Genomic DNA, 18,884 nt, shown 5'->3' on the forward strand with positions numbered 1-18,884 from the left:
GGCGGGGGCGCGGGACGGAACCCCGGGCCGCCGGGGCCGCGGCGCGGAACGGCAATCTGGGACACGGCAATTTTCTTCGGGGCGGCGCCGGCCGTTCCCGCCCCGCTCAGGACGGCGACAGCCGCTACGACAAAAACGATGCCGGCAAGTTTCTTCTTGTACATGGAAAAACCTCCTTGTCTGCAATAGTTCAGTGTCCGCTGGACACCGGAGAATTAGATTTCGGGAAGTTTCAGTCGCCGCTGTTGGCGGCCGCGCCTACCAGCACGCCGAGAAGGAGCATGGCGCCGCCGATTTTCAACGCGTCGTGGTTATCGTGATGACGATCACGACGGGGCGGCGGGGGAGGAGGATTATGCCCCTCCGGTGCGGGAGGTCGAGGCGCAGGTCGTCCTGGCATTGGACGGTCTGCCCCGGGGCGGTTCGGAATGGGAGCCGGGCGGCTTGGAGCGGGCGCAGGACGCTCGGAGCCCGGACGATTCGGCGCAGGCCCCGGACGGTCGGGCGCAGGCATCGGACGAGGCGGTGTCGGACGATCGGCACCGCTTCGCGGCGACATGCTTTCTGCTGTGACATTGCCGCGGACGGCCGCAAAGGTCGCCGCCGGATACGGGAGGATAAAAGATCCCAAAAGCAGCGAAGCAAACAGAGCGCGTGTGACTTTCATCAAAACTCATTCCCTTCTTCAGGCGGAGAAAACGAACGGATCCTCCGACTTTCCGTCGCCAAAATCCGACTTCGTGAAAAACCGCCTACTTGGCAGCCGGAGCTTCAGCGGCAGCGGGCGCCTCGGGCGCACCCGGCTGCGGGGCCGGGGGCACCATCATGCAGGGGCAGTGGTACATCGGTACCATATAGTAAGGCGTCATCGGCATCATATAGTGCGGGGCCATCGGTGCCGGGCCGTGCGGAGCGAATCCGGGCGCGGCAGGAGCGGGGCGTCCCTCGGAACCGTGCGGACCGAGTCCGCTGCGATGCTGACGGTCGTCAGGCCTGGGAGCATTGCCCTCAAGGATCTGCTTCACTTCCCACTCGCGCACCTTGGCGTGCAGCTCTTCGGACTTTTTCAGCATCTCCAGCGCTTTGGCCGAGTCGGGTTTGTCCTTGCCCAGCTCGAGACGGAGATCCTTTTCCAGGCTTTTCATCTCCGTGAAAGCGTTTTTGATTTCCTCGGGCGCCTTCTCGGAAATGCGCTTGTCTTCTTCCCAGCGCTGCATTCGCGGAGGCGGCGGGAGCATACCGGGGCCGCCGCGGCTTCCCTGGCCGGGGCGAGGCGAAACGGCCCACGCCGCTGTGCCGCCGAGGATCGCGACCGCCAAGCCGCCGAGAGCAAGACGTGTCTTTTTCATTTTACATGACCTCCTGATTATGGTTGTTTTTCATGGGGATTGCGTCGCCGGAGAACCCCTCTCGCGTTCTCCCTCGAACGCGCTCCAAGTATAATTGAAAAGCGCTCGCCGCACATTGAAGAATCCGACAATCCGCCGACTGCGGATTTTCACAGGAAAATTTTTATGCGTTGTCCTTGACGGTTCAAGCCCGCGGTCACAAAAAGATTGTACAGATTTCCATTCCCAATCCGATTTTTCAGCGATACAATAAGCACAGCACCGGATAGCGACTCCATCATGACACGGGAGGTTCTTTCACATGATTTCAATCGTTCTGGCCGACGACCATCCGCTCACCCGCGCCGGTCTGGCCGCTCTCATCAACGAAGAAGAAGGACTCAATCTGCTCGGCGAAGCGTCCGACGGCAAACAGGCCTGGGAAATGATCGAAAAACTCCGGCCCGACGTGGCCCTGCTCGACATCCGCATGCCCGAAATGGACGGCATCACCGTCGCCCGCAAAGTCAAGGACGCCAAGCTGCCGACGAAAGTCATCATGCTCACGGCCTACAACGCCCAGCCGTATATCGTGGCGGCGCTCTCGGCCGGCGCGCGCGGCTTCATCGTCAAGACCTCGGCGGTCATGGAGCTGACGCAGGCCCTGCAATCGGTGATCGGCGGCGGCATTTATCTCGACTCCGCCATCGCCAACTCGGTCGACTCCGCGTCGAACGAACTGGAACAGCTCTCGCCGCGCGAGCGCGAAGTTCTGCTGCTTTCGTCCCAGGGTTTTCCCGTCAAGGAAGTGGCGGCGAAACTCTTCATCACCGAGCGCACCGTCCAGGCTCATCTCTCTTCCGTCTATGCCAAGTTCGGCGCCAAGAACAAGACCGAAGCCCTGATCATCGCCCTCAAAAACGGCATCATCCTCGTCGACGAACTGCTCGAAGGGGAACTTCCCTCATGAACGGACGCCGCTGGCTGCTCCCCGCCATCCTCATGATGATCCTCGTGCCGACGCTGTCCGCCCTGATTTTTTCGGGCTTCGGGCTCTACCAGCAACAGCGGGCCATGGCCGGCATGGCGTCGCGTTATGCCCAAAGCCTGGCGCGCAGCATCGTCCGCGAGGAGAGCGGCGCGAGCAACGAATCGCCGTTGCAGCGCCACCGTCGCATGGGGCTGTTCCTGAAAATGCTCACGCTCGGGCCGCCCGTCCCCGGTTGGATCGCCACGGTCGGACCGGGCGGCATCAAGCTGCAGGGATCGCCCGGCAGCAAGATCACGCCCGAACTGGGGCTCGCCGTCAACCGCGCCTTCGCCAGCGGCGAAATGCAGCTGCTTTCCGTGCAGATCGACCCGCATCCGCCCTCGGCCGCGGCCGTTTATCCTTATCCCGACGGCGTCCGCGCCGTGGTCGTCGTCATTTCCAAGTTCCTCGTGCCCGGTCCGATGCGCGATCTCGTTTTCCTGCAACAGTTCATGACCATCGGCGTCAGCGCCATCGCCCTGATCGGCATCTGGCTTTTGTGGCGCTGGTGCGTGACGCCTCTGCGCCGCCTCGCCGCGCAGGTGGAGACGCTGCACTGGGGACGGGACGTGCTGCTCGCCGAAGCCGCGCCGCCGCTGCCCGAGCTGCAGAACATGCAGGAGGCGTTGTCGGAGCTGTCGGCAAGCGCCGTCGACCGCGAAACTTTAAAGAAGAACTACGTCGGCGACATCGTGCGCACCCAAGAAGAAGAACGCACCCGCCTCGCCCGCGAGATCCACGACAGCCCGCTGCAGACCGTGGCGTCCTTGATCCAGCGCATCCAGCTGGCGCGGCGCGGCCTGGGCAAGCCCGCGCTCGACCGCGAACGCGTCGGCGGGCACCTCGCCGCTGCGCAGGAAGCCGCCCTCACCGCCGTGCAGGAGATGCGCGACGTCTGCGACCGCCTCTCGCCGCCGTGGCTCAGCCTCGGCGCCGTGCGCGCTCTGGAGGAAATCTCCAACCGCCTCAGCCGCATCCACAACGTTGCCGTCACGGCTGTCGTCGAAGGCTGCGCCGATGCGCTCAGCGAAAAAGACGTACTGGCGCTGTGCCGCATCGTCCAGGAAGCGGTCGCCAATTCCGCCCGGCACGGGCACGCCGCGGCCGTCGAAGTCAAGCTGAGCTGCGGCGACGGCTACCGCCTCACGATCGCCGACGACGGCTCCGGCATCGACCGCGAATTCGATCCCGAAGTCCTGCGCGTGCAAGGACACCGCGGCATCGCCAGCATGACCGAACGCGCCGCGCTGATCGGCGCGTCGTTCTCCATCCGCCCCCGCCCCGAGGGCGGCACGCTGATCACCGTCGATATCCCCGCCGCGCGATGAGCTCGCTTTCAAACAAAAGCCGCCATGGAGAAGCGGAGAAAAAAATTCAAAAGAAATATGATATGGAGCGTCCCAGAACCATTCATATGCAGAAAGCCTGCCGATCGTTTGATCGGCAGGCTTTCTGCATTACGTTCGTGGGAATTTTTCCGGTCCCTTCGTGATCGATCTTCGGGTTCTCCGCTCCGCCGCTTCTTCGGGGCGGCTTTTGTTTTTTCCGCCGCTCACGAGCGTTTCTTCTTCGGTTCGAGCACGGTCAGCGGCACCTGCAGGCTGCCTTCGACCACGTAATCGGAGCGGAAGATCCGCATCGAGCCTTCGCGCATTTTGCGGCGGCGAACTTCGCCGGGAAATTCGCTGCGCGTCCCCGAGTCGTCCTGGCTGACCAGTTCCACGATCACCTCGCAGCTCCGTTCGCGCGTCTGCAGCTCGTACAGCAACTGCTCGAGCGACGACAAACGGCGATCGGTCACCGTTGGTTCGTTGTCCGAATCGTCCGTCGGCGCGGGATTCCCTTGCCGCAGCGTCACGGTATAACCACCCGCCGCATCCTCGGGGACCTTCAGCGTGAAGTTGCGGATCACCGGCTGACGACGCCACGGGCGCAGCGTCGCCGTCACCGTCACCGTGTCGCCCGGAGCGGCTTCGCTGCGGTCAACGCTGATGCCTTCGATGATCAGCTTGCGAATCTGCGACGAAGCCGACAGCTTGATCTTCAGTCCCACAGGGCTGACGTTCCGATAAGGATTGCCAACCACGTTCGACACCAGATCCGCAATCGGCGACACGGCGTCGCTCATCACGTCTTCGTCGGCGATCACCACGTCGTTCACGCTCCAGCCGTCGGGCATGCCGTCGCCCGTAACGGTAACGTCATAGCGCACGGTGCCGCCCGATTCGCGCGCCAGCTCGCGGTCCGCCAGTCCCGCAAGCAGCTCCGGCAAGAGCGAAACCACGGCATGCTCGTCGTTGATCATCTGAAAACGGCGCACCACCGTACGGCGGCTGTCGAGATCCTCGATCTCCACCCGCACCGAGACCGCCGACGGGAAGCGCCCCAGCCAGCCGGCGACGCCCTCCGGCCGATCCTGCGTCACCGTGCCGACGAGGCGCTGCGACGACGTCAGCTTGAACGGCGACTCGTAGCTGTCGATGACGGCGTACACTTCGCTCTTCGCCAACGGATAGGCGACGGCGCCCCAGTTTTTGAAGCTGTGGCCGAAGGCGATAAAACGCCCGCTCCGGTCCACGGCCGTCAGCGTGCCGCTGACGTCGAGGGCCACGTCGCCCCAGGCCAGCATCGCCGAAACGGCGTCGCCCGGTTTGAGCGGCTTGGTCTCTTCCGGCATCGCCGTATTGTCGCCCGAACCGCCCTCGACCACGCGCATGCCGATCCGTTCGCCGAGTTTCTTCAGCGCGCGGCGGCTGAGTCCATCCGCCGTCACGTACATTTTCGCCGTGGTCTCGGCGACCGCCGGCGCCTTATGGATCAGTTCTTCCGCCTCCGCGGCGGCGATATCCTGCGGCAGCGAGAACTCGAAATCGGGGATCGACTTTTCCTTCGCCGCCCGACGCTCCGGCGTCGGCGCCGCAACGCCGTCAGCTTTCTTCGCGGCGTTCCGTGCGTACTGGTCGTACAGTTCGCTGAACCGCCGTTCCAGCTCGGTATCTCTCTTTTTCGAGAGCAGCGGCCGCACGCTCGCAAGCTTTTGAGCGCGGCTCGGATAATCGAAAAGCTCCATCATCTGCTCGATCGGCGTCACCAGCCCCATTTTCGGATCGCCGAAATCCCAGCCGAAGGAAAAGGCGCCGATCAGCCGCCCGTTCACGTACACCGGCGAACCGCTCATGCCCGAGGCCATGCCGCCCGACTTCTCAATATCCGGGCCGGAGGCGCGGATCAGGATCAGCTTCGAGGGGCGGTCTTTCTTGCTGACGACGCCCAGCACCTCGACCGGGAACGATTTGATCTTGCTGCCGGAAAAAACCGTTTTCGCGTACCCTTTCATGCCGGCCCGCACCTGCGCCAGCGGCATGATTGGCTCCGTCGGCGCAAAAGGCTGCCCCGCAGCCGGAACGCACAGCGCCAGCGCCGCGCACGCAGCCGCCCAAAAACGTTTCATCGTGCCCACCTCAAATACGCCAAGATAAACGGATCCAACCCGCCGTCAAGCACGCCGCCGACGTTGCCCGTCTCTTCACCGGTGCGGTGATCCTTGACCAGCGTGTAAGGCTGGAGCACATACGATCGAATCTGGCTGCCCCAGGTGCTTTCCTTCTTTTCGCCGGCAAGCGCGTTCATCTCCGCCTGCCGCTGTTCGAGCTCCCGCTGATAAAGTTTCGACTTCAGCACCGACATGGCCGTGGCTTTGTTCATGTGCTGGCTGCGCTCGTTCTGGCAGCTGACGACGATGCCCGTGGGCAGATGCGTGATGCGCACCGCCGAGTCCGTCATGTTGACGTGCTGGCCGCCTGCGCCGCTGGAACGGTAGGTGTCGATGCGCAGATCTTCCGGCGCGATCTCCACGTCCACGTCGTCGGGCAGCTGCGGCGACACGTCCACCGACGCAAAGCTGGTGTGCCGCCGCTTGTTGGTGTCGAACGGCGAGATGCGCACGAGGCGGTGCACGCCGATCTCGGAGCGTAGATAACCGTAGGCCGTCTCGCCCTGGATCAGCAGCGTCGCGCTCTTGATGCCGGCTTCTTCGTCGTGCTGGTAATCGAGCAGCTTGGTCTTGAAACGGCGCTCCTCGCACCAGCGCAGGTACATGCGGTACAGCATTTCCGCCCAGTCCTGCGAGTCCAGCCCGCCCGAACCGGCGTGCACGCTCAAGATGGCGCTGCAATGGTCGTACGGTCCCGACAGCAGCAGCGCCATCTGCTCGTCCTCGATCTGACGGCGGAACGCCGCGCTGCGCTCGTCGAACTCTTCGAGCAGCTCGGCGTCTTCGCCGTCGTTCAGCAGCTCGGCGATCGTCTGCAGATCGGCGAATTCCCGTTCGATTTTTTCCCAGCGGGCCAGATCGGTCTCGCGCCGCGACAGCCGGGCCGAAATTTTCTGCGCGTCGGCTCCCGACCAGAAATCGGGCGCGGCCGTTTGGGCGCGCAGTTCTTCGCAGTCCTTCCTTATCGAAGGCAGGTTAAAGGCTTTCCTGCAGCTCGGCCTTCAGCGCCTGCAGTTCCTCCATGACCGTGGTGATCGGCATCGATGCCATCGGTTTCATTCCTCCCGAAAAACAGATTTGTCATTTATTATAGCACCCTGCACCTCGATGCAGAACCTGTTGCCTCTCTTTTGTCTGCATTCTTTACGTATCTCTTCGCCGCGGCACTTGCCCTTTTGCGCCGGCATGGTATAAATAAAACGACGGAGATCCCTTCGCCGTCACGGCGGACTTGCGCCGCTTCGAAACGCCGCACTCTCGACAAGACCATTTGATTGAAAACAAGGATTCCACGGAAAGGAATGAAATCATGGTTCACGACATCGGCAAAGCCATCATGATCGTCGCTCTCGTGCTGTTCGCCGTCGGCGCCGCCGTCCACTTCGGCGGGCGCTTTCTGCCCTTCGGCCGCCTGCCCGGAGACTTTGTCTGGCACGGCAAGAACTGGTCGATTCATTTTCCGCTCGCCAGCTCGATCGTCGTCAGCGTCGTCCTCTCCCTCCTCGTCAACCTCTTCTTCCGCCGCTGAGCCGCCGGGCGACTTTTTGCCGCCGCTGCGGTATAATGGTTATAAAGAAGTTTTACGACAGGAGCGAAACGAAAATGAGCCTTACGCAACGGCTGACCCAACTTTCCCACAGCAGCGGCTGAGCCGCCAAAATAGGTCCGGAGGACCTGGCAAAAGTTTTGGCGGATCTCCCCCGTCCCCACGACGACCGTATCCTCACCGACTGGGAGGGAGGCGAGGACGCAGCGCTGTGGAAAATCACCGAAGAGCGCGTCGGCATCCTCACGCTCGATTTCATCACCCCGGTCGTCGACGATCCGTATGTGTGGGGGCAGATCGCCGCCGCCAATTCGATCAGCGACGTGTTCGCCATGGGCGGTTCGCCGCTCGTGGCCCTCAACATCGTCGCCTTTCCGCTCAACTGCCTGCCGCTGGACATGCTCAAGCGCCTCATGGAAGGCGGCGCGTCCAAAGTGTCCGAAAGCGGCGCGTTCCTGATGGGCGGGCACAGCGTCGAGGACCAGGAACCAAAATACGGTCTCTGCGTCTTCGGCGAAGTGGAGCGCGACGCCATGTGGCGCACCACCGGCGCTCAGCCCGGCGACGCGCTGCTGCTGACCAAGCCGCTCGGCACGGGCATCATGGCCACAGCCATCAAGGCCGAGATGGCCGATCCCGCTCAGGCCGATCAGGCCGTGCGCTGGATGACGGCGCTCAACGACCTGCCCCGCCGCATGACGCCCGAGCAGCGCCGCCGCGTCCACGCCGCCACGGACGTGACCGGATTCGGCCTGGCCGGGCACTCGCTCGACATGTTGTCGGACCATCGCGTCGACCTCGAACTGAGCGTCGAGGCTCTGCCGCTGCTCGACGGCGCGGCCGACCTCGCCCAGATGGGATTGTTCCCCGCCGGCGGCTACCGCAACGAAAAGCTCTACGCGCCGCAGATCGACCATCTCGAAAAAATATCGCGCACGTACCGCGACTTCCTTTTCGACACGCAGACTTCCGGCGGCCTGATGATGGCCTGCCCGCCGGCAGACGCCGAAGAAATCGTCGCGCTCGCCAAACGGCACGGCTTCGACCGCGCCGGCGTGATCGGGCGCTTCAAGCCCGGCACGGGGCGCATCGTCTGCGTCTGACCGTGGGACAAAGGCAACCGTGGAGAAGCGGAAGAGCCGAGAAAAACGAAGAGAAAAACAGCGCCGCTACTTTGCGGCGAAAGTCAAAAACCGCGGGGGCGGATGACCGAATTTGAATCGGTCATCCGCCCCCGCGGTTTTTGGCATCTGTTTTTCCTCGTTTTTACGCCGCTCCTCCGCGGCGGCCTTTGCCCCACCTCTTCGTTCAACGGCGGCTGAGACGTGCACCGACGTCAAGGAGGACGCGATGCATAAAAAACAGGATGTCCTCGTTCTTCGGCGGCGCGATGTAAACGGCCCCGAGACGGGCGATCACGGCGCGGCGCAGTTTGGGATCGGTATCATGGGCGACGACGACGAGACGTCCGGCAGCCAGTCCGGCGGCGAGGTTTTCGATGTACTTCGAATTGGAGGCCTGACTGATCTGGCGGATACGCCGCATTTCCTCCTCGGTCGGAACGCTGACGACGCAGCCGAAAGCGGCGAAGAAGAGGCGGTACCGTTCGCTCAGGCAAAGCACCTTCGTGCCCGTCATGAGGCGACGCCCCGTGATCAGCACGGAGCGGAGGCGTGCGTTGAACTCGCCGAGACGGCGCTGGAAATAGGCATAGCGCGCGGGGACGAGTTCGCTGAGGGCGTTCGCGACCTGCTGCGCGGTGAACGGCATGTTGGCGGGATCGCCGTAAAAAGCGTCGACGTCGCCGCGTTTCACGCCGTCGGGATAAAGATAATGCAGATTGGCGCGGTTTCGCTCGGCGGCGGTCGGATTCTTGCCGCGGCGGGCGCCCGTTATGAACTCGAGATACTGCGCCGGGTCGAGCGCGTAAAGCGGCAGCGCGGCGTTCGCGCCTCCCATCACGGCGGCGCGGCTGACGCGCAGGCGGCCGCTGTCGTCCCAACTCGCGCCGGATGCGGTGCTCACGTAGGGACCGCCGATGAACTGAAACAGCAATTCGGTCATCGGGTCGATCGTGAGCACGCGAGTTTTTTCCGCGGCGGCGGCCGACAGCGCCCCCAGCAACAGCGCCGCGGCGCAGAGGACGATTCGGCGGCGCATGGCTAGGCTTTGGCGCAGATCACGGCGATGTCCTCGCCGTCCAGCTCTTTGACGCGCACGTCCACGATCTCCTGCGACGAAGTGGGGACGGCCCGCCCGAGATAATCGGGCTGGATCGGCAGTTCGCGGTGGCCGCGGTCGATGAGGATCAGCAGCTGCACGCAGGCGGGGCGGCCAATGTCGCCGATGGCCTCCAGCGCGGCGCGGATCGTGCGCCCCGTGTAGAGCACGTCGTCGACGAGAACGATCCGGCGGCCGTTGATGTCGACGGGAATCGACGTGCTGTGCACGACGGGCTGGTCGCTGAGCAGCGTGATGTCGTCGCGGTACAGCGTGATATCCAGTTCGCCCAAAGGCAGCTTGACGCCTTCGGAGGCGCGCAGAAATTCGCGCAGGCGTCCGGCCAGATAGACGCCGCGGCGCTGAATGCCGATGATGACGAGGTCGCCGGCGCCGTGGTTGCGTTCGACGATCTCGTTGCCCATGCGGCGCAGAGCGCGCTCCATGTCTTCGGCCGTCATCACGACGGCTTTTTCTTTCAATTTCAACGCCGCGTCGCCTCCTCTCGTAAAAGGGTCGTTTTTTCTATTTCGAGCCGGGGCGGCTGCCGGGCTTGACGGGCGGCGTGCCCAGTTCGCGGCACAGCGGACAGTCGTCGGCTTCCCACGTAGGGAAAGAGATCTTGAAGAGCGAAACGAGATCGGGGCCGAGCTGCTGCGCGCCGCCGGAACGGTCGACGATGCAGGCCGAGCCGGCCCAGACGCAGCCGCCGGCGACCATGTGCTCGGCCGTCTCCCTGACGGAACCGCCGGTAGTGACCACGTCCTCGACGGCGACGAAACGCCGGCCAGCGGGCATCGGGAAGCGGCGCAGCTTCATCCTGCCGTCCTCGCGCTCGCAGAACAAAAAGGGCACATCCAGCGCGCGGGCCACTTCGTGGCCGATAATCAAGCCGCCCAGCGCCGGCGAGACGATAAAATCGGGTTTGAGCGCGGCGATCCGCTTGGCGATCTCGCCGCCGGTGAACGCCGCGTACTTGGGAAAGCGCAGCAGCATGGCGCACTGCATGTAGTTGCCGCTGTGCCGCCCCGAGGTGAGCTTGAAATGCCCCTCCAGCCACGCCTTGCTCTCGACGAGCATCTCTTTCAGTTTTTCCTGCACCTGAGAATCCGTCATCACTTCCGGCATGTCAATCCCTCCTCGATGGATCGGGCGATCTCCGCGACCGCCTTGCGAACGTCGGGCGCTTTGTAGATGGGACGCCCCATGACGATGTAATCGGCGCCGTTGCGGAACGCGTCGGCGGGCGTGGCGACGCGGCTCTGGTCGTCGCCGCCGGCGACGAGACGGACGCCGGGCACGACCTTGAGCAGCGTCGGCGGCGTCACGGCGCGCACTTCGGGCAGGTCGAGCGGCGAGCACACCAGCCCGTCCATGCCGCAGTCGCCGCACAGCCAGGCGCGCTTTTTGATGGCCACGTCCATCGGGCAGCCGGGCGCGACTTCGTCCCAGCTTTTTTCGTCGAAGCTGGTCAGCACGGTGATGCCGAGCAACTTCATGGTCGAGCCAAGGCGGTCGCGTGCGGCGACGGACTCCTCCATCATGCGGCGGCCGCCGGCGGCCTGCAGCGTCAGACAGAAGATACCCAGGTCGGCCAGCGTCTCCACGGCCAGGCGCACGGTATTGGGAATGTCGTGCAGCTTCAGGTCGAGGAACAGTTTGAAGCCGTGATCGACGATTTCCTTCAGAAACGGCGCGCCGCCCTGAGCGTACAGGCGCGGGCCGATCTTGATGGCGTCCACGATCCCCGAAAGGGCGTCCATCGTGCGGCGGGCCTCGCGCAGCGTGTCGAGGTCAAGCGCAGCAAACAGCGGCAAAGATGTGTGTTCGGTCATAAAAGCACTCCTCACGTTGATCAAATCCAGTTTTTTGGCAAACTTTCAGGCGTTCAGGACCGGCGCGCCCGTCCGATCAGCTCGCCCAGCGACGCGACGTTCCAGCGCTCCACGGCGGCAAGCAATCCTTCGTGGACGTTTTCCAGAACTTCGAAATCGCTGAAGAGCGCCGCGCCCACTTCCACGGCGCTGGCTCCGGCCATGATCATGGCCAGGGCGGAATCGGGGCCGTCCACGCCGCCGCAGCCGATCACGGGAATCTTCACCGCGCCGGCCGCGTCCCAGACGAGACGCAGCGCCAGCGGGAAGACCGCAGGCCCGGAAAGTCCCGCCACGCGGCGGCTGAAAACCGGAACCCCGCGCGCGGTATCGACGGCCATGCCCAGCCAGGTGTTGGCGGCCACGACCGCGCTGGCTCCGGCAGATTCGGCCGCTTTCGCCACCGCGGCGACGTCGGGCGCCTGCGGCGTCAGCTTCACCCAGAGCGGGCCGTCCCAGCGCCGGCGCGCCATCTCCGTGGCCTGGGCCGTCAGCGCCGGATCGACGCCCCAGCTCATGCAGCCGTGGTCGGTGTTCGGGCAGGAGACGTTCAGCTCCACGCCGTCCACCAGGTCTTTCGCTTCGGCGATGCGGTCCATCATGTAGGCCAGATCTTCGGCGCTCTGCATGCAGACGTTGAGCATCACGGGCACGCCGCGTTTTTTCAAGTCGGGCAGCCGCAAATCGATGAAGCGGTCGACGCCCTCGTTCTGAAGGCCGATGCTGTTGAGAACGCCCGAGGGCGTCTCCCAGACGCGGCAGCCGGGATTGCCGGCGCAGGGATCTTTCGTGATGGCCTTGGAACAGATCGCGCCGACGTGGCGCGTCAGGTCGTCCGTCCACAGTCCGGCTTCGTAAGGCCACGTGCCCGACGCAATCACGACGGGAACTTTCAGCTTCACCCCGCCGGCGTCGAGCGCGAGCGGATCAGAGATGCAGCTCATCCCACTTCACCTCCCTGGCCTGAAACACGGGGCCGTCGATGCAGACGCGCCGTCGTCCCGTCGCGGTGTCGACCACGCAGCCGAAGCAGCCGCCCATGCCGCAGCCCATGCGGCGCTCGAGGCTGACCTGGATGTCGTCGCACTGCGAACCGTAACGCTCGTACAGCGCTTTCATCATCGGATTGGGGCCGCAACAGACGAGCGACACGCCGCTCAGATCCTGCCCTTCCAGCCCGGCGATGGAAAATCCCCTGCGGCCGATCGAGCCGTCGTCGCTGTACAAAACCATCTCCGGCGCGCGGGAGCGCACCCACTCGGCGAAGCTTCGCCACGAAGCGTTGCCGACGCCGAGGAACAGGCGGCCGAAGCCGTTCAGCTCGCGGCGCAGGAACAGCAGCGGCGCGACGCCTAGCGTTCCGGCCACGGCCCAGATTTTTTCGTGCCCGAACGGACCGAACTGTCCGCCTACCGGCCCGCGCACGGAAAACGTCGCGCCCGGCGCAGCCCGGGACAGCAGCGCCGTGCCCTGGCCGACGACGCGGAAAAGCATCTCGACCGTCCCCTTTGCGGGATCGGCGCCGAGGATACCGAGCGGACGGCGCAGCAACGGCGCCGAGCCGGCCGCCGTCTTCACCAGCACGAAATTGCCCGGCCGGGCGGCCGCCGCGATCTCAGGACACTCGAACGTCAGATGCCAGACGTCGGCCGAGACCTGTTCCTTTTCGAGCAGCCGCGAATCGTAATCGCGAATCAATCGGAATTCCCCCTCGTTCATGCGACCGCCGCGCGTTCGTCCGCGCGCGGCCGATTTTCCCCGCCGAGCGACACGAGTCCAACAGGTTCATTGTATCGCGCCGCCCTATTTTACGCAACCGGTTGCGCGATTTTAATTCCTTCGGTCGCAGACGATCCGTCCGCCCAGCACGGTCATCAGGACCATGCCGTTCAGCGTCCAGCCGTTGAACGGGCAGTTGCGCGCCTTCGATTTGAACTTCGTCGCGTCCACGCGCCAGCGCCGGTCGGGATCGAACAGCGCCAGATCGGCCGGCGAACCGGGGCGCAGATGCACGGGCGGCAGGTTGAAGATACGCCGCGGCGCGGAACTCATGCGATCCACAAGCGCAGAAAGCGAAAATCCGCGCTCGCGGCACAAACCGTCGAGACACAGCCCCAGCGACGTTTCCAGGCCGATGATGCCGTTGGGGGCCTTGGCGATGCCAAGAGCTTTTTCGGCCGGCGTGTGCGGAGCATGATCGGTGGCGACCACGTCGAGCACGCCGCTCATCAGCGCCTCGCGCACCGCCGCCGCGTCGTCGGCCGTGCGCAGCGGCGGGCTCATCTTGGCGTTGGCGCCGCATTCGAGGATCGCCGTCTCGTCGAGGAACATATGGTGCGGCGTGGCCTCGCCGGTGACGCGCACGCCGCGGGCTTTCGCCGCCGCGATGATCTCGACGCCGCGGCGCGAGCTGACGTGCTGCACGTGCACGTGCGCGCCCGTTTTTTCGGCGAAGAACACGTCGCGCATGATCATCAGTTCCTCGGCCAGCGCCGGCGCGCCGATCAAGCCAAGCTTGCGCGAAATCTCGCCGCGGTTCATCGAGCGGTCGCCCTCGAAGCCGGGAGCTTCGCAGTGCACGCTCACGGGCAAGCCGACGGCGGCCGCCTTCTCCATGGCCCCGTAGAACAGCGGCCCATCGCCAACGGTGAGGCCGTCGTCGGTCAGGCAGACCGCGCCGGCCTCCTTCAGCGCTTCAAAGTCGGTCAGTTCCTTGCCGCCCAGTCCCTTGGTGACCGCTCCCCCCGGATAGATGCGGCAGTCCATGGTCCGGTTGCGCTCGATACAGCTGCGGATCAGCTCGGGCGAATCGACGGCCGGTTTGGTGTTGGCCATCGTCACCACGGCCGTGAAGCCGCCGTTTGCCGCCGCGGCGCAGCCCGTCTCGAGCGTTTCCTTTTCGGTCTGGCCGGGATCGCGGAAGTGTACGTGCAGATCGGCCAGCCCCGGGGCCAGCACCGCGCCGCCGCAGTCGATCCGCTCGGCGTCCGCGACCGGCGGCAGCTCGGGGCCGACGGCGGAGACGACGCCGTTTTCGACGAGCAGGTCGCCCGTCGTGTCCATTTTCAGGTCCGGGTCGATCAGGCGCGCTCGTTTGAACAGGATCGGTTTCATGAACAACCCTCCTCATATTCGTCGATTTTCGATACTTCAAAGATCACCGAACGATGTCCCTCACGGTTTCGACCAGCGCTTCATAGCCGGGACGCACGCGCCGCCAGTCCACCTCTTCGGCCGGATTGTGGCTGATTCCGTCCTTGCACGGCACGAAAATCAGCGCCGAGGGGATCAGCGCGGCCATGTACATGGCGTCGTGTCCCGCGCCGCTGGGCATGCGGCGGTATTTGATCCGGCGCGCCCGGCAGACGTTTTCGATGCGGCGCGCCAGCAGGCCGTCCATGACCACGGGCTTGTCGGCGGAGTAGAGCGTGAAGTTCACTTTCACGCCGCGCTCCTCGCCGATGCGTTCCACGCACGCCATCACGTCGTCGCAGGCGCGGCGGATGCTCTTTTCGACGATGCCGCGCACGTCCACTTTCAGCACCACGCGGCCGGGCACGACGTTCATGGCGCCGGGCTCGCACTCGCACACGCCCACGGTCGCCACCGTGCCGAACTCGCTTTCCGTCCGCCCGGCGCGTTCCACGGCGAGGATGATCTCCGCCGCCGCGGCCATAGCGTCGCGGCGCAGGTTCATCGGGCAGGCGCCGGAATGAGCCTGTTCGCCGATCACTTCGAGCCTGAAGCGCGTCGGCGCGGCGATCGCCTCGACGATGCCCACGTCCTCACCGTTCCAGTCGAGCACCGGCCCCTGCTCGATGTGCAGCTCGAAATAGGAATGATACGAGGCTGGCGCCAGACAGTCGCGCGGGATCCTCTCGGGACGCCCGCCGAAAGCGCGCAGCGCGTCGAGCAGCGTCACGCCCCGCTTGTCCTTGAAGCGCAGCGTGTCCAACAGTGACAGGTTGCCCGTGACCGCCTTGCTGCCGACCGTCGCCAGCGAAAAACGGCTCGATTCCTCCGCCGTGAAAACCACCACCGACAGAGAACGGCGCGGGCGCGGATCTTCGGCGAGAATGTCGCGCGCCGCCCCCAGCCCGCAGGCCACGCCGAGCACGCCGTCGTAGCGGCCGCCCTCGGGTACCGAATCCAGATGCGAGCCGATCAGCACGCCGGGGCGGTCGGTGCCGCCCTCGAAGCGCCCCCACAGGTTGCAGCAGGCGTCGGTCGTCACCGACATGCCCAGCGATTTCATCTCTTCGGTCACGATCTCGCGCGCCTGACGATCCGCTTCGGTCAGAGCGAGGCGAGAAACGCCCCGTTCGCCGCGCCCGGTCTGCGAGACCGCTTCGACCAGCTCGCGGACGCGCTCGAAACCCGACATTCTCCGCGCGCCTCAGCGGCCGTACACGAGCGCCGGCAAAAACGTGGACAGCGACGGCACGTAAGAGATCACCAGCAGGCCGACGATCGAGACGAGGATGAACTTCGTCACCGCGCCGATGATCTTCGACATCGGCAGCCCCGTCACGCCCGCGGCCACGAACAGATTGAGGCCGAACGGCGGCGTGAAGTTGCCCAGCGCCAGGTTGGAGACCATGACGATGCCCAGATGCAGCGCGTCGATGCCCATCTGCTGCGCGATCGGGAAGAACAGCGGCGCAAGGATGACGATGGCGGCGATGCCCTCCATGAACATGCCCACGATCAGCAGGATGACGTTGACCATGGCGATGAACGCCCAGGGCGTTTTGACGTTTTCGATGATGGCCGCCGTCACCATCTGCGGAATGCGCGCCACGGTGAGGAACCAGGCGAAGCTCGTGGCCGCGGCGACGAGGATCATCACCTGCGCGCAGGTCACGGCCGAGCGCAGACACACGTCGAACAGCTTCGCCCAGGTGATCTCGCGGTAGACCGCCACGCCGACGAACAGCGCGTAGACGGCGGAAATGCCCGCCGCCTCGGTGGGCGTGAACACGCCGCAGTAAATGCCGCCGAGGATGATCACCGGCACCATCAGCGACCATCCGGCCTCAAGCGTGTTGCGCACGACCTCGCCGCGGCTGGAAGGCGCCGAGACCTTGAGATCGTGATGGCGCGCGAAATACCAGATGTAGACGATCGTCGCCAGCCCGTAGACGATCCCGGCGCTGACGCCCGACATGAACAGCGAACCCACGGACACGCCCGTGGCCGCCGCGTACATGATCAGCGTGACGCTGGGCGGAATGATCAGCGCCACCGATCCCGACGACGTGATCAGCCCCGCGGAAAAATCCTGCGGATAGCCGCTCTCGATCAGCTCGGGATAGAGCACGCGCCCCATGGCGATCACCGTCGCCGGGCTGGAGCCGCACAACGCGCCGAAGACCATGCACGTGCACTGCGTCGTGTAGGCCAGGCCGCCCTTGCGCGCGCCCACAAGGCTGCGCGTCCACTTGAGGATGCGCTTCGACAGGCCGCCCGTGTCCATCAGATTGGCGGCGAAGATAAAAAACGGCATCGACATCAGCGAGAACTTGTCGAGCCCGCCGAACATGCGCTGCGCCAGCACCATCGGATCGAGCCCGGTGAAAAGCAGCATCGAAGCCAGAACGGCCACCGCCAGCGCCACGAAGATCGGCACGCTGCCGAACAGCAGCGCCAGCAGCGCGCACATCAGAAAGACCGTCATCTAGGCGTCCCCCTTCCCGCGCGCGGCCTGGACGAAACGCAGCGCCATCAGCGCCGAACCCATCGGCATGGCGAGATAGGGGATCCACATCGGGATCCCCATGGCCGGCGACGTCTGCTCGAGCTCGACAGTAAACTTCACCAGCCGACAGCTGTACCAGCACAGCGCCGCGCAGAACCCCGCCGCGATCAGGTAGACCAGGCGCGTCAGCGCGCCGGCATACCTTTCGGGCATCATGCCGAGCAGAAAATCCATGCGGATGTGGGCGCCCCGCCGCACGCAGACGCTGCCGCCGATAAAAGTGATCCAGATCATCAGATAGCGGATCAGCTCTTCGGCCCAGCTCGTGCTGGCGCTGAAAACGTAGCGCAGCACCACGTTGACGAACAGCACGAGCGCCGTCGCCAGCAGAGACGCCGCGCAGAAAGCTTCCTCAACCTTGCCGAGGAATCTGAGCATTTTTCGATCTCCTCTCAATACTCATTCTCTACGAACGGGGCACGACGAGCGTCCAGCCGCTCATACGTGTCCGCGAAAAACGAAAGGGGCGAACCTCCTGCAGGAGCCGCCCCTTATTTTTCGTCAGCCGGACGCCGCGGGCTATTTGGCCGCGTAAACCGCCTTCAGCAGCTCCGTTTTCGTCGCCGAACCCTCGACGAACTTGTCGTGAAGCGGCTTGCTGACCGCGATGAACTTGGCGCGGTTCTCGTCCGTCAGTTCGCCGACGGCGATCTTCGACTGCTTGATCTGTTCGAGGAACTTGGCCTCGCCCTCCGCCTGCGCCGCGCGCTCCGCCTCGCGGGCGCCCGCCTCGCATTCGACGATCAGCTTCCGCACGTCTTCGCTCTGTTTGGCGAACCAGCGGCTGTTGACGATGAACAGATAGCCAAGGAAGCCGTGATCGGAGAGCGTCAGGTAATCCTGCACCTCGTACAGCTTCGCCATGGCGATGGTCTGCAACGGGTTCTCCTGACCGTCGACGATGTTCTGCTGCAGCGCGTTGTACAGCTCGGCGTATTCGATCGGGATCGGGTTGGCGCCCCACGATTTGTACTGCTCCACCAGCTGCGGGCTGGGCATGACGCGGATCTTCATGCCTTTCAGATCTTCGGGCGCGTTCACCGGTTTGCCCCTGGTCGTGATCTGCTTGAAGCCGGAAGCCCACAAGCCCAGCGTCTTGAAGCCCTTTTTCTCGCAGAACGCGTAGAACTTCCCGCCGACTTCGCCGTCCATGATGCGGTACAGTTCATCCTTGTCGGCCCACAGGAACGGGAAGTCGATGACGCTGAGTTCCTCGACGAAGGGCGTCAGCACGGAAGTGGGTTGCACGGACATCTCCAGCGTGCCCATCTGCACCATCTCGGCCTGCTCGCGCATGGAGCCGAGCTGCATCTGCGGGAACACGTCCACGGTGATCCTGCCGCCGGATTTTTCTTCCATCAGTTTCTTGAACGTCTGGGCGCCGACGTCTTCGGGGCTGCCGATGGGCTGATTGTGGCTGAGGCGGACGTTCATCGCCGGATACTCCGCCGCGCCCGCCAGCGACGCCGCGGCGATCGTCGAAACGGCGAGAAACAGGCTTGCAAACTTCTTCACGTGCGATCCACTCCTTCGAAGGATAAAAACTTCCCCGCCGCCGGTCCGCGGCGGGTCAGCTCATTATAGCAAGGCGAAAGATTCCGTGCAAACGGTTTCAAAAAATCCCGGCGAACGACG

General features: G+C 64.5%; 18 protein-coding genes. 4 read left to right on the plus strand and 14 right to left on the minus strand.

Going from position 1 to position 18,884, the window contains the following annotated elements; translation table 11 throughout:
- Positions 1-752 precede the first annotated feature (752 nt).
- The gene (locus HMPREF7215_RS05940) at positions 753-1,349 is read right to left on the minus strand and encodes a hypothetical protein (protein ID WP_009164813.1); all 597 of its coding nucleotides are present in this window, start codon (positions 1,347-1,349) and stop codon (positions 753-755) included.
- A 301-nt stretch (positions 1,350-1,650) separates the two neighbouring features.
- Here HMPREF7215_RS05940 and HMPREF7215_RS05945 point away from each other — a divergent pair, with 301 nt between their 5' ends.
- Positions 1,651-2,298, plus strand: coding sequence for a response regulator (locus HMPREF7215_RS05945; protein WP_009164815.1), 648 nt, complete (start codon positions 1,651-1,653; stop codon positions 2,296-2,298).
- Positions 2,295-3,686: a sensor histidine kinase gene (locus HMPREF7215_RS05950; RefSeq protein ID WP_009164816.1), complete on the plus strand. Its 1,392-nt coding sequence runs from the start codon at positions 2,295-2,297 to the stop codon at positions 3,684-3,686. The genes HMPREF7215_RS05945 and HMPREF7215_RS05950 overlap by 4 nt, the downstream gene beginning before the upstream one ends.
- A gap of 224 nt (positions 3,687-3,910) precedes the next feature.
- Here HMPREF7215_RS05950 and HMPREF7215_RS12405 read toward each other — a convergent pair whose 3' ends face one another.
- Together HMPREF7215_RS12405 and prfB are read right to left on the minus strand one after the other, a co-directional pair.
- Positions 3,911-5,809 carry a SpoIVB peptidase S55 domain-containing protein gene (locus HMPREF7215_RS12405; protein WP_009164818.1) on the minus strand — a complete coding sequence of 633 codons (1,899 nt, stop codon included), beginning with the start codon at positions 5,807-5,809 and terminating at the stop codon, positions 3,911-3,913.
- A protein-coding gene (prfB, locus tag HMPREF7215_RS05960) for a peptide chain release factor 2 (RefSeq protein WP_374044421.1) occupies positions 5,806-6,901 on the minus strand; the annotation gives its coding sequence in 2 pieces (ribosomal slippage) (positions 5,806-6,828 and positions 6,830-6,901; 1,095 coding nt in all). The genes HMPREF7215_RS12405 and prfB overlap by 4 nt, the downstream gene beginning before the upstream one ends.
- 259 nt (positions 6,902-7,160) lie before the next feature.
- On the opposite strand from prfB, the gene HMPREF7215_RS05965 reads away from it, so the two are divergent.
- On the plus strand, positions 7,161-7,379 hold the full coding sequence (locus HMPREF7215_RS05965) for a DUF2905 domain-containing protein (RefSeq protein WP_040550676.1): 219 nt from the start codon (positions 7,161-7,163) through the stop codon (positions 7,377-7,379).
- 74 nt (positions 7,380-7,453) lie between these two features.
- Entirely contained in the window at positions 7,454-8,500 is a 1,047-nt protein-coding gene (selD, locus tag HMPREF7215_RS05970; protein WP_083798274.1) for a selenide, water dikinase SelD, read from the plus strand.
- Between the two features lie 205 nt (positions 8,501-8,705).
- Here the strand turns inward: selD and HMPREF7215_RS05975 are convergent, their stop codons facing one another.
- From HMPREF7215_RS05975 to HMPREF7215_RS06025, 11 genes are all read right to left on the minus strand, one after another.
- The gene (locus HMPREF7215_RS05975) at positions 8,706-9,557 is read right to left on the minus strand and encodes a TroA family protein (protein WP_009164824.1); all 852 of its coding nucleotides are present in this window, start codon (positions 9,555-9,557) and stop codon (positions 8,706-8,708) included.
- 2 nt (positions 9,558-9,559) lie between these two features.
- Positions 9,560-10,105, minus strand: a complete 546-nt coding sequence (gene pyrR, locus HMPREF7215_RS05980; protein WP_009164825.1) for a bifunctional pyr operon transcriptional regulator/uracil phosphoribosyltransferase PyrR — start codon at positions 10,103-10,105, stop codon at positions 9,560-9,562.
- Between the two features lie 37 nt (positions 10,106-10,142).
- Positions 10,143-10,745 carry an orotate phosphoribosyltransferase gene (gene pyrE / locus HMPREF7215_RS05985; RefSeq protein ID WP_009164826.1) on the minus strand — a complete coding sequence of 201 codons (603 nt, stop codon included), beginning with the start codon at positions 10,743-10,745 and terminating at the stop codon, positions 10,143-10,145.
- The gene (pyrF, locus tag HMPREF7215_RS05990; protein WP_009164827.1) at positions 10,733-11,452 is read right to left on the minus strand and encodes an orotidine-5'-phosphate decarboxylase; all 720 of its coding nucleotides are present in this window, start codon (positions 11,450-11,452) and stop codon (positions 10,733-10,735) included. The genes pyrE and pyrF overlap by 13 nt, the downstream gene beginning before the upstream one ends.
- A gap of 53 nt (positions 11,453-11,505) precedes the next feature.
- Complete coding sequence (locus tag HMPREF7215_RS05995) at positions 11,506-12,435, minus strand: dihydroorotate dehydrogenase (protein WP_009164828.1); 930 nt, start codon at positions 12,433-12,435, stop codon at positions 11,506-11,508.
- Positions 12,419-13,189, minus strand: coding sequence for an iron-sulfur cluster-binding protein (locus HMPREF7215_RS06000; RefSeq protein WP_040550673.1), 771 nt, complete (start codon positions 13,187-13,189; stop codon positions 12,419-12,421). Before HMPREF7215_RS06000 ends, HMPREF7215_RS05995 begins: the two co-directional genes overlap by 17 nt.
- Before the next feature lie 132 nt (positions 13,190-13,321).
- Positions 13,322-14,605, minus strand: coding sequence for a dihydroorotase (locus HMPREF7215_RS06005; RefSeq protein ID WP_009164830.1), 1,284 nt, complete (start codon positions 14,603-14,605; stop codon positions 13,322-13,324).
- A gap of 43 nt (positions 14,606-14,648) precedes the next feature.
- A complete protein-coding gene (locus HMPREF7215_RS06010) occupies positions 14,649-15,875 on the minus strand; it encodes a Zn-dependent hydrolase (protein ID WP_009164831.1) in 1,227 nt (408 codons plus the stop codon).
- Positions 15,876-15,887: 12 nt separating this feature from the next.
- Positions 15,888-17,168 carry a TRAP transporter large permease gene (locus HMPREF7215_RS06015; protein WP_009164832.1) on the minus strand — a complete coding sequence of 427 codons (1,281 nt, stop codon included), beginning with the start codon at positions 17,166-17,168 and terminating at the stop codon, positions 15,888-15,890.
- Positions 17,169-17,627, minus strand: coding sequence for a TRAP transporter small permease (locus HMPREF7215_RS06020; protein ID WP_009164833.1), 459 nt, complete (start codon positions 17,625-17,627; stop codon positions 17,169-17,171).
- Positions 17,628-17,768: 141 nt separating this feature from the next.
- A complete protein-coding gene (locus HMPREF7215_RS06025; protein ID WP_009164834.1) occupies positions 17,769-18,764 on the minus strand; it encodes a TRAP transporter substrate-binding protein in 996 nt (331 codons plus the stop codon).
- Between the last annotated feature and the right edge of the window lie 120 nt (positions 18,765-18,884).

This window comes from Pyramidobacter piscolens W5455, assembly GCF_000177335.1.
Lineage (GTDB): Bacteria > Synergistota > Synergistia > Synergistales > Dethiosulfovibrionaceae > Pyramidobacter > Pyramidobacter piscolens.

What these genes read in the sequence shown, in the direction of transcription:
- HMPREF7215_RS06015 (WP_009164832.1), bottom strand. Translation starts at nt 17,168, where the DNA reads ATGACGGTCTTTCTGATGTGCGCGCTGCTGGCGCTGCTGTTCGGCAGC.
- HMPREF7215_RS05940 (WP_009164813.1), bottom strand. Translation starts at nt 1,349, where the DNA reads ATGAAAAAGACACGTCTTGCTCTCGGCGGCTTGGCGGTCGCGATCCTC.
- HMPREF7215_RS05950 (WP_009164816.1), top strand. Translation starts at nt 2,295, where the DNA reads ATGAACGGACGCCGCTGGCTGCTCCCCGCCATCCTCATGATGATCCTC.
- HMPREF7215_RS05965 (WP_040550676.1), top strand. Translation starts at nt 7,161, where the DNA reads ATGGTTCACGACATCGGCAAAGCCATCATGATCGTCGCTCTCGTGCTG.
- HMPREF7215_RS05975 (WP_009164824.1), bottom strand. Translation starts at nt 9,557, where the DNA reads ATGCGCCGCCGAATCGTCCTCTGCGCCGCGGCGCTGTTGCTGGGGGCG.
- pyrE (WP_009164826.1), bottom strand. Translation starts at nt 10,745, where the DNA reads ATGCCGGAAGTGATGACGGATTCTCAGGTGCAGGAAAAACTGAAAGAG.
- pyrF (WP_009164827.1), bottom strand. Translation starts at nt 11,452, where the DNA reads ATGACCGAACACACATCTTTGCCGCTGTTTGCTGCGCTTGACCTCGAC.
- HMPREF7215_RS12405 (WP_009164818.1), bottom strand. Translation starts at nt 5,809, where the DNA reads ATGAAACGTTTTTGGGCGGCTGCGTGCGCGGCGCTGGCGCTGTGCGTT.
- HMPREF7215_RS05995 (WP_009164828.1), bottom strand. Translation starts at nt 12,435, where the DNA reads ATGAGCTGCATCTCTGATCCGCTCGCGCTCGACGCCGGCGGGGTGAAG.
- HMPREF7215_RS05945 (WP_009164815.1), top strand. Translation starts at nt 1,651, where the DNA reads ATGATTTCAATCGTTCTGGCCGACGACCATCCGCTCACCCGCGCCGGT.
- HMPREF7215_RS06010 (WP_009164831.1), bottom strand. Translation starts at nt 15,875, where the DNA reads ATGTCGGGTTTCGAGCGCGTCCGCGAGCTGGTCGAAGCGGTCTCGCAG.
- HMPREF7215_RS06020 (WP_009164833.1), bottom strand. Translation starts at nt 17,627, where the DNA reads ATGCTCAGATTCCTCGGCAAGGTTGAGGAAGCTTTCTGCGCGGCGTCT.
- HMPREF7215_RS06005 (WP_009164830.1), bottom strand. Translation starts at nt 14,605, where the DNA reads ATGAAACCGATCCTGTTCAAACGAGCGCGCCTGATCGACCCGGACCTG.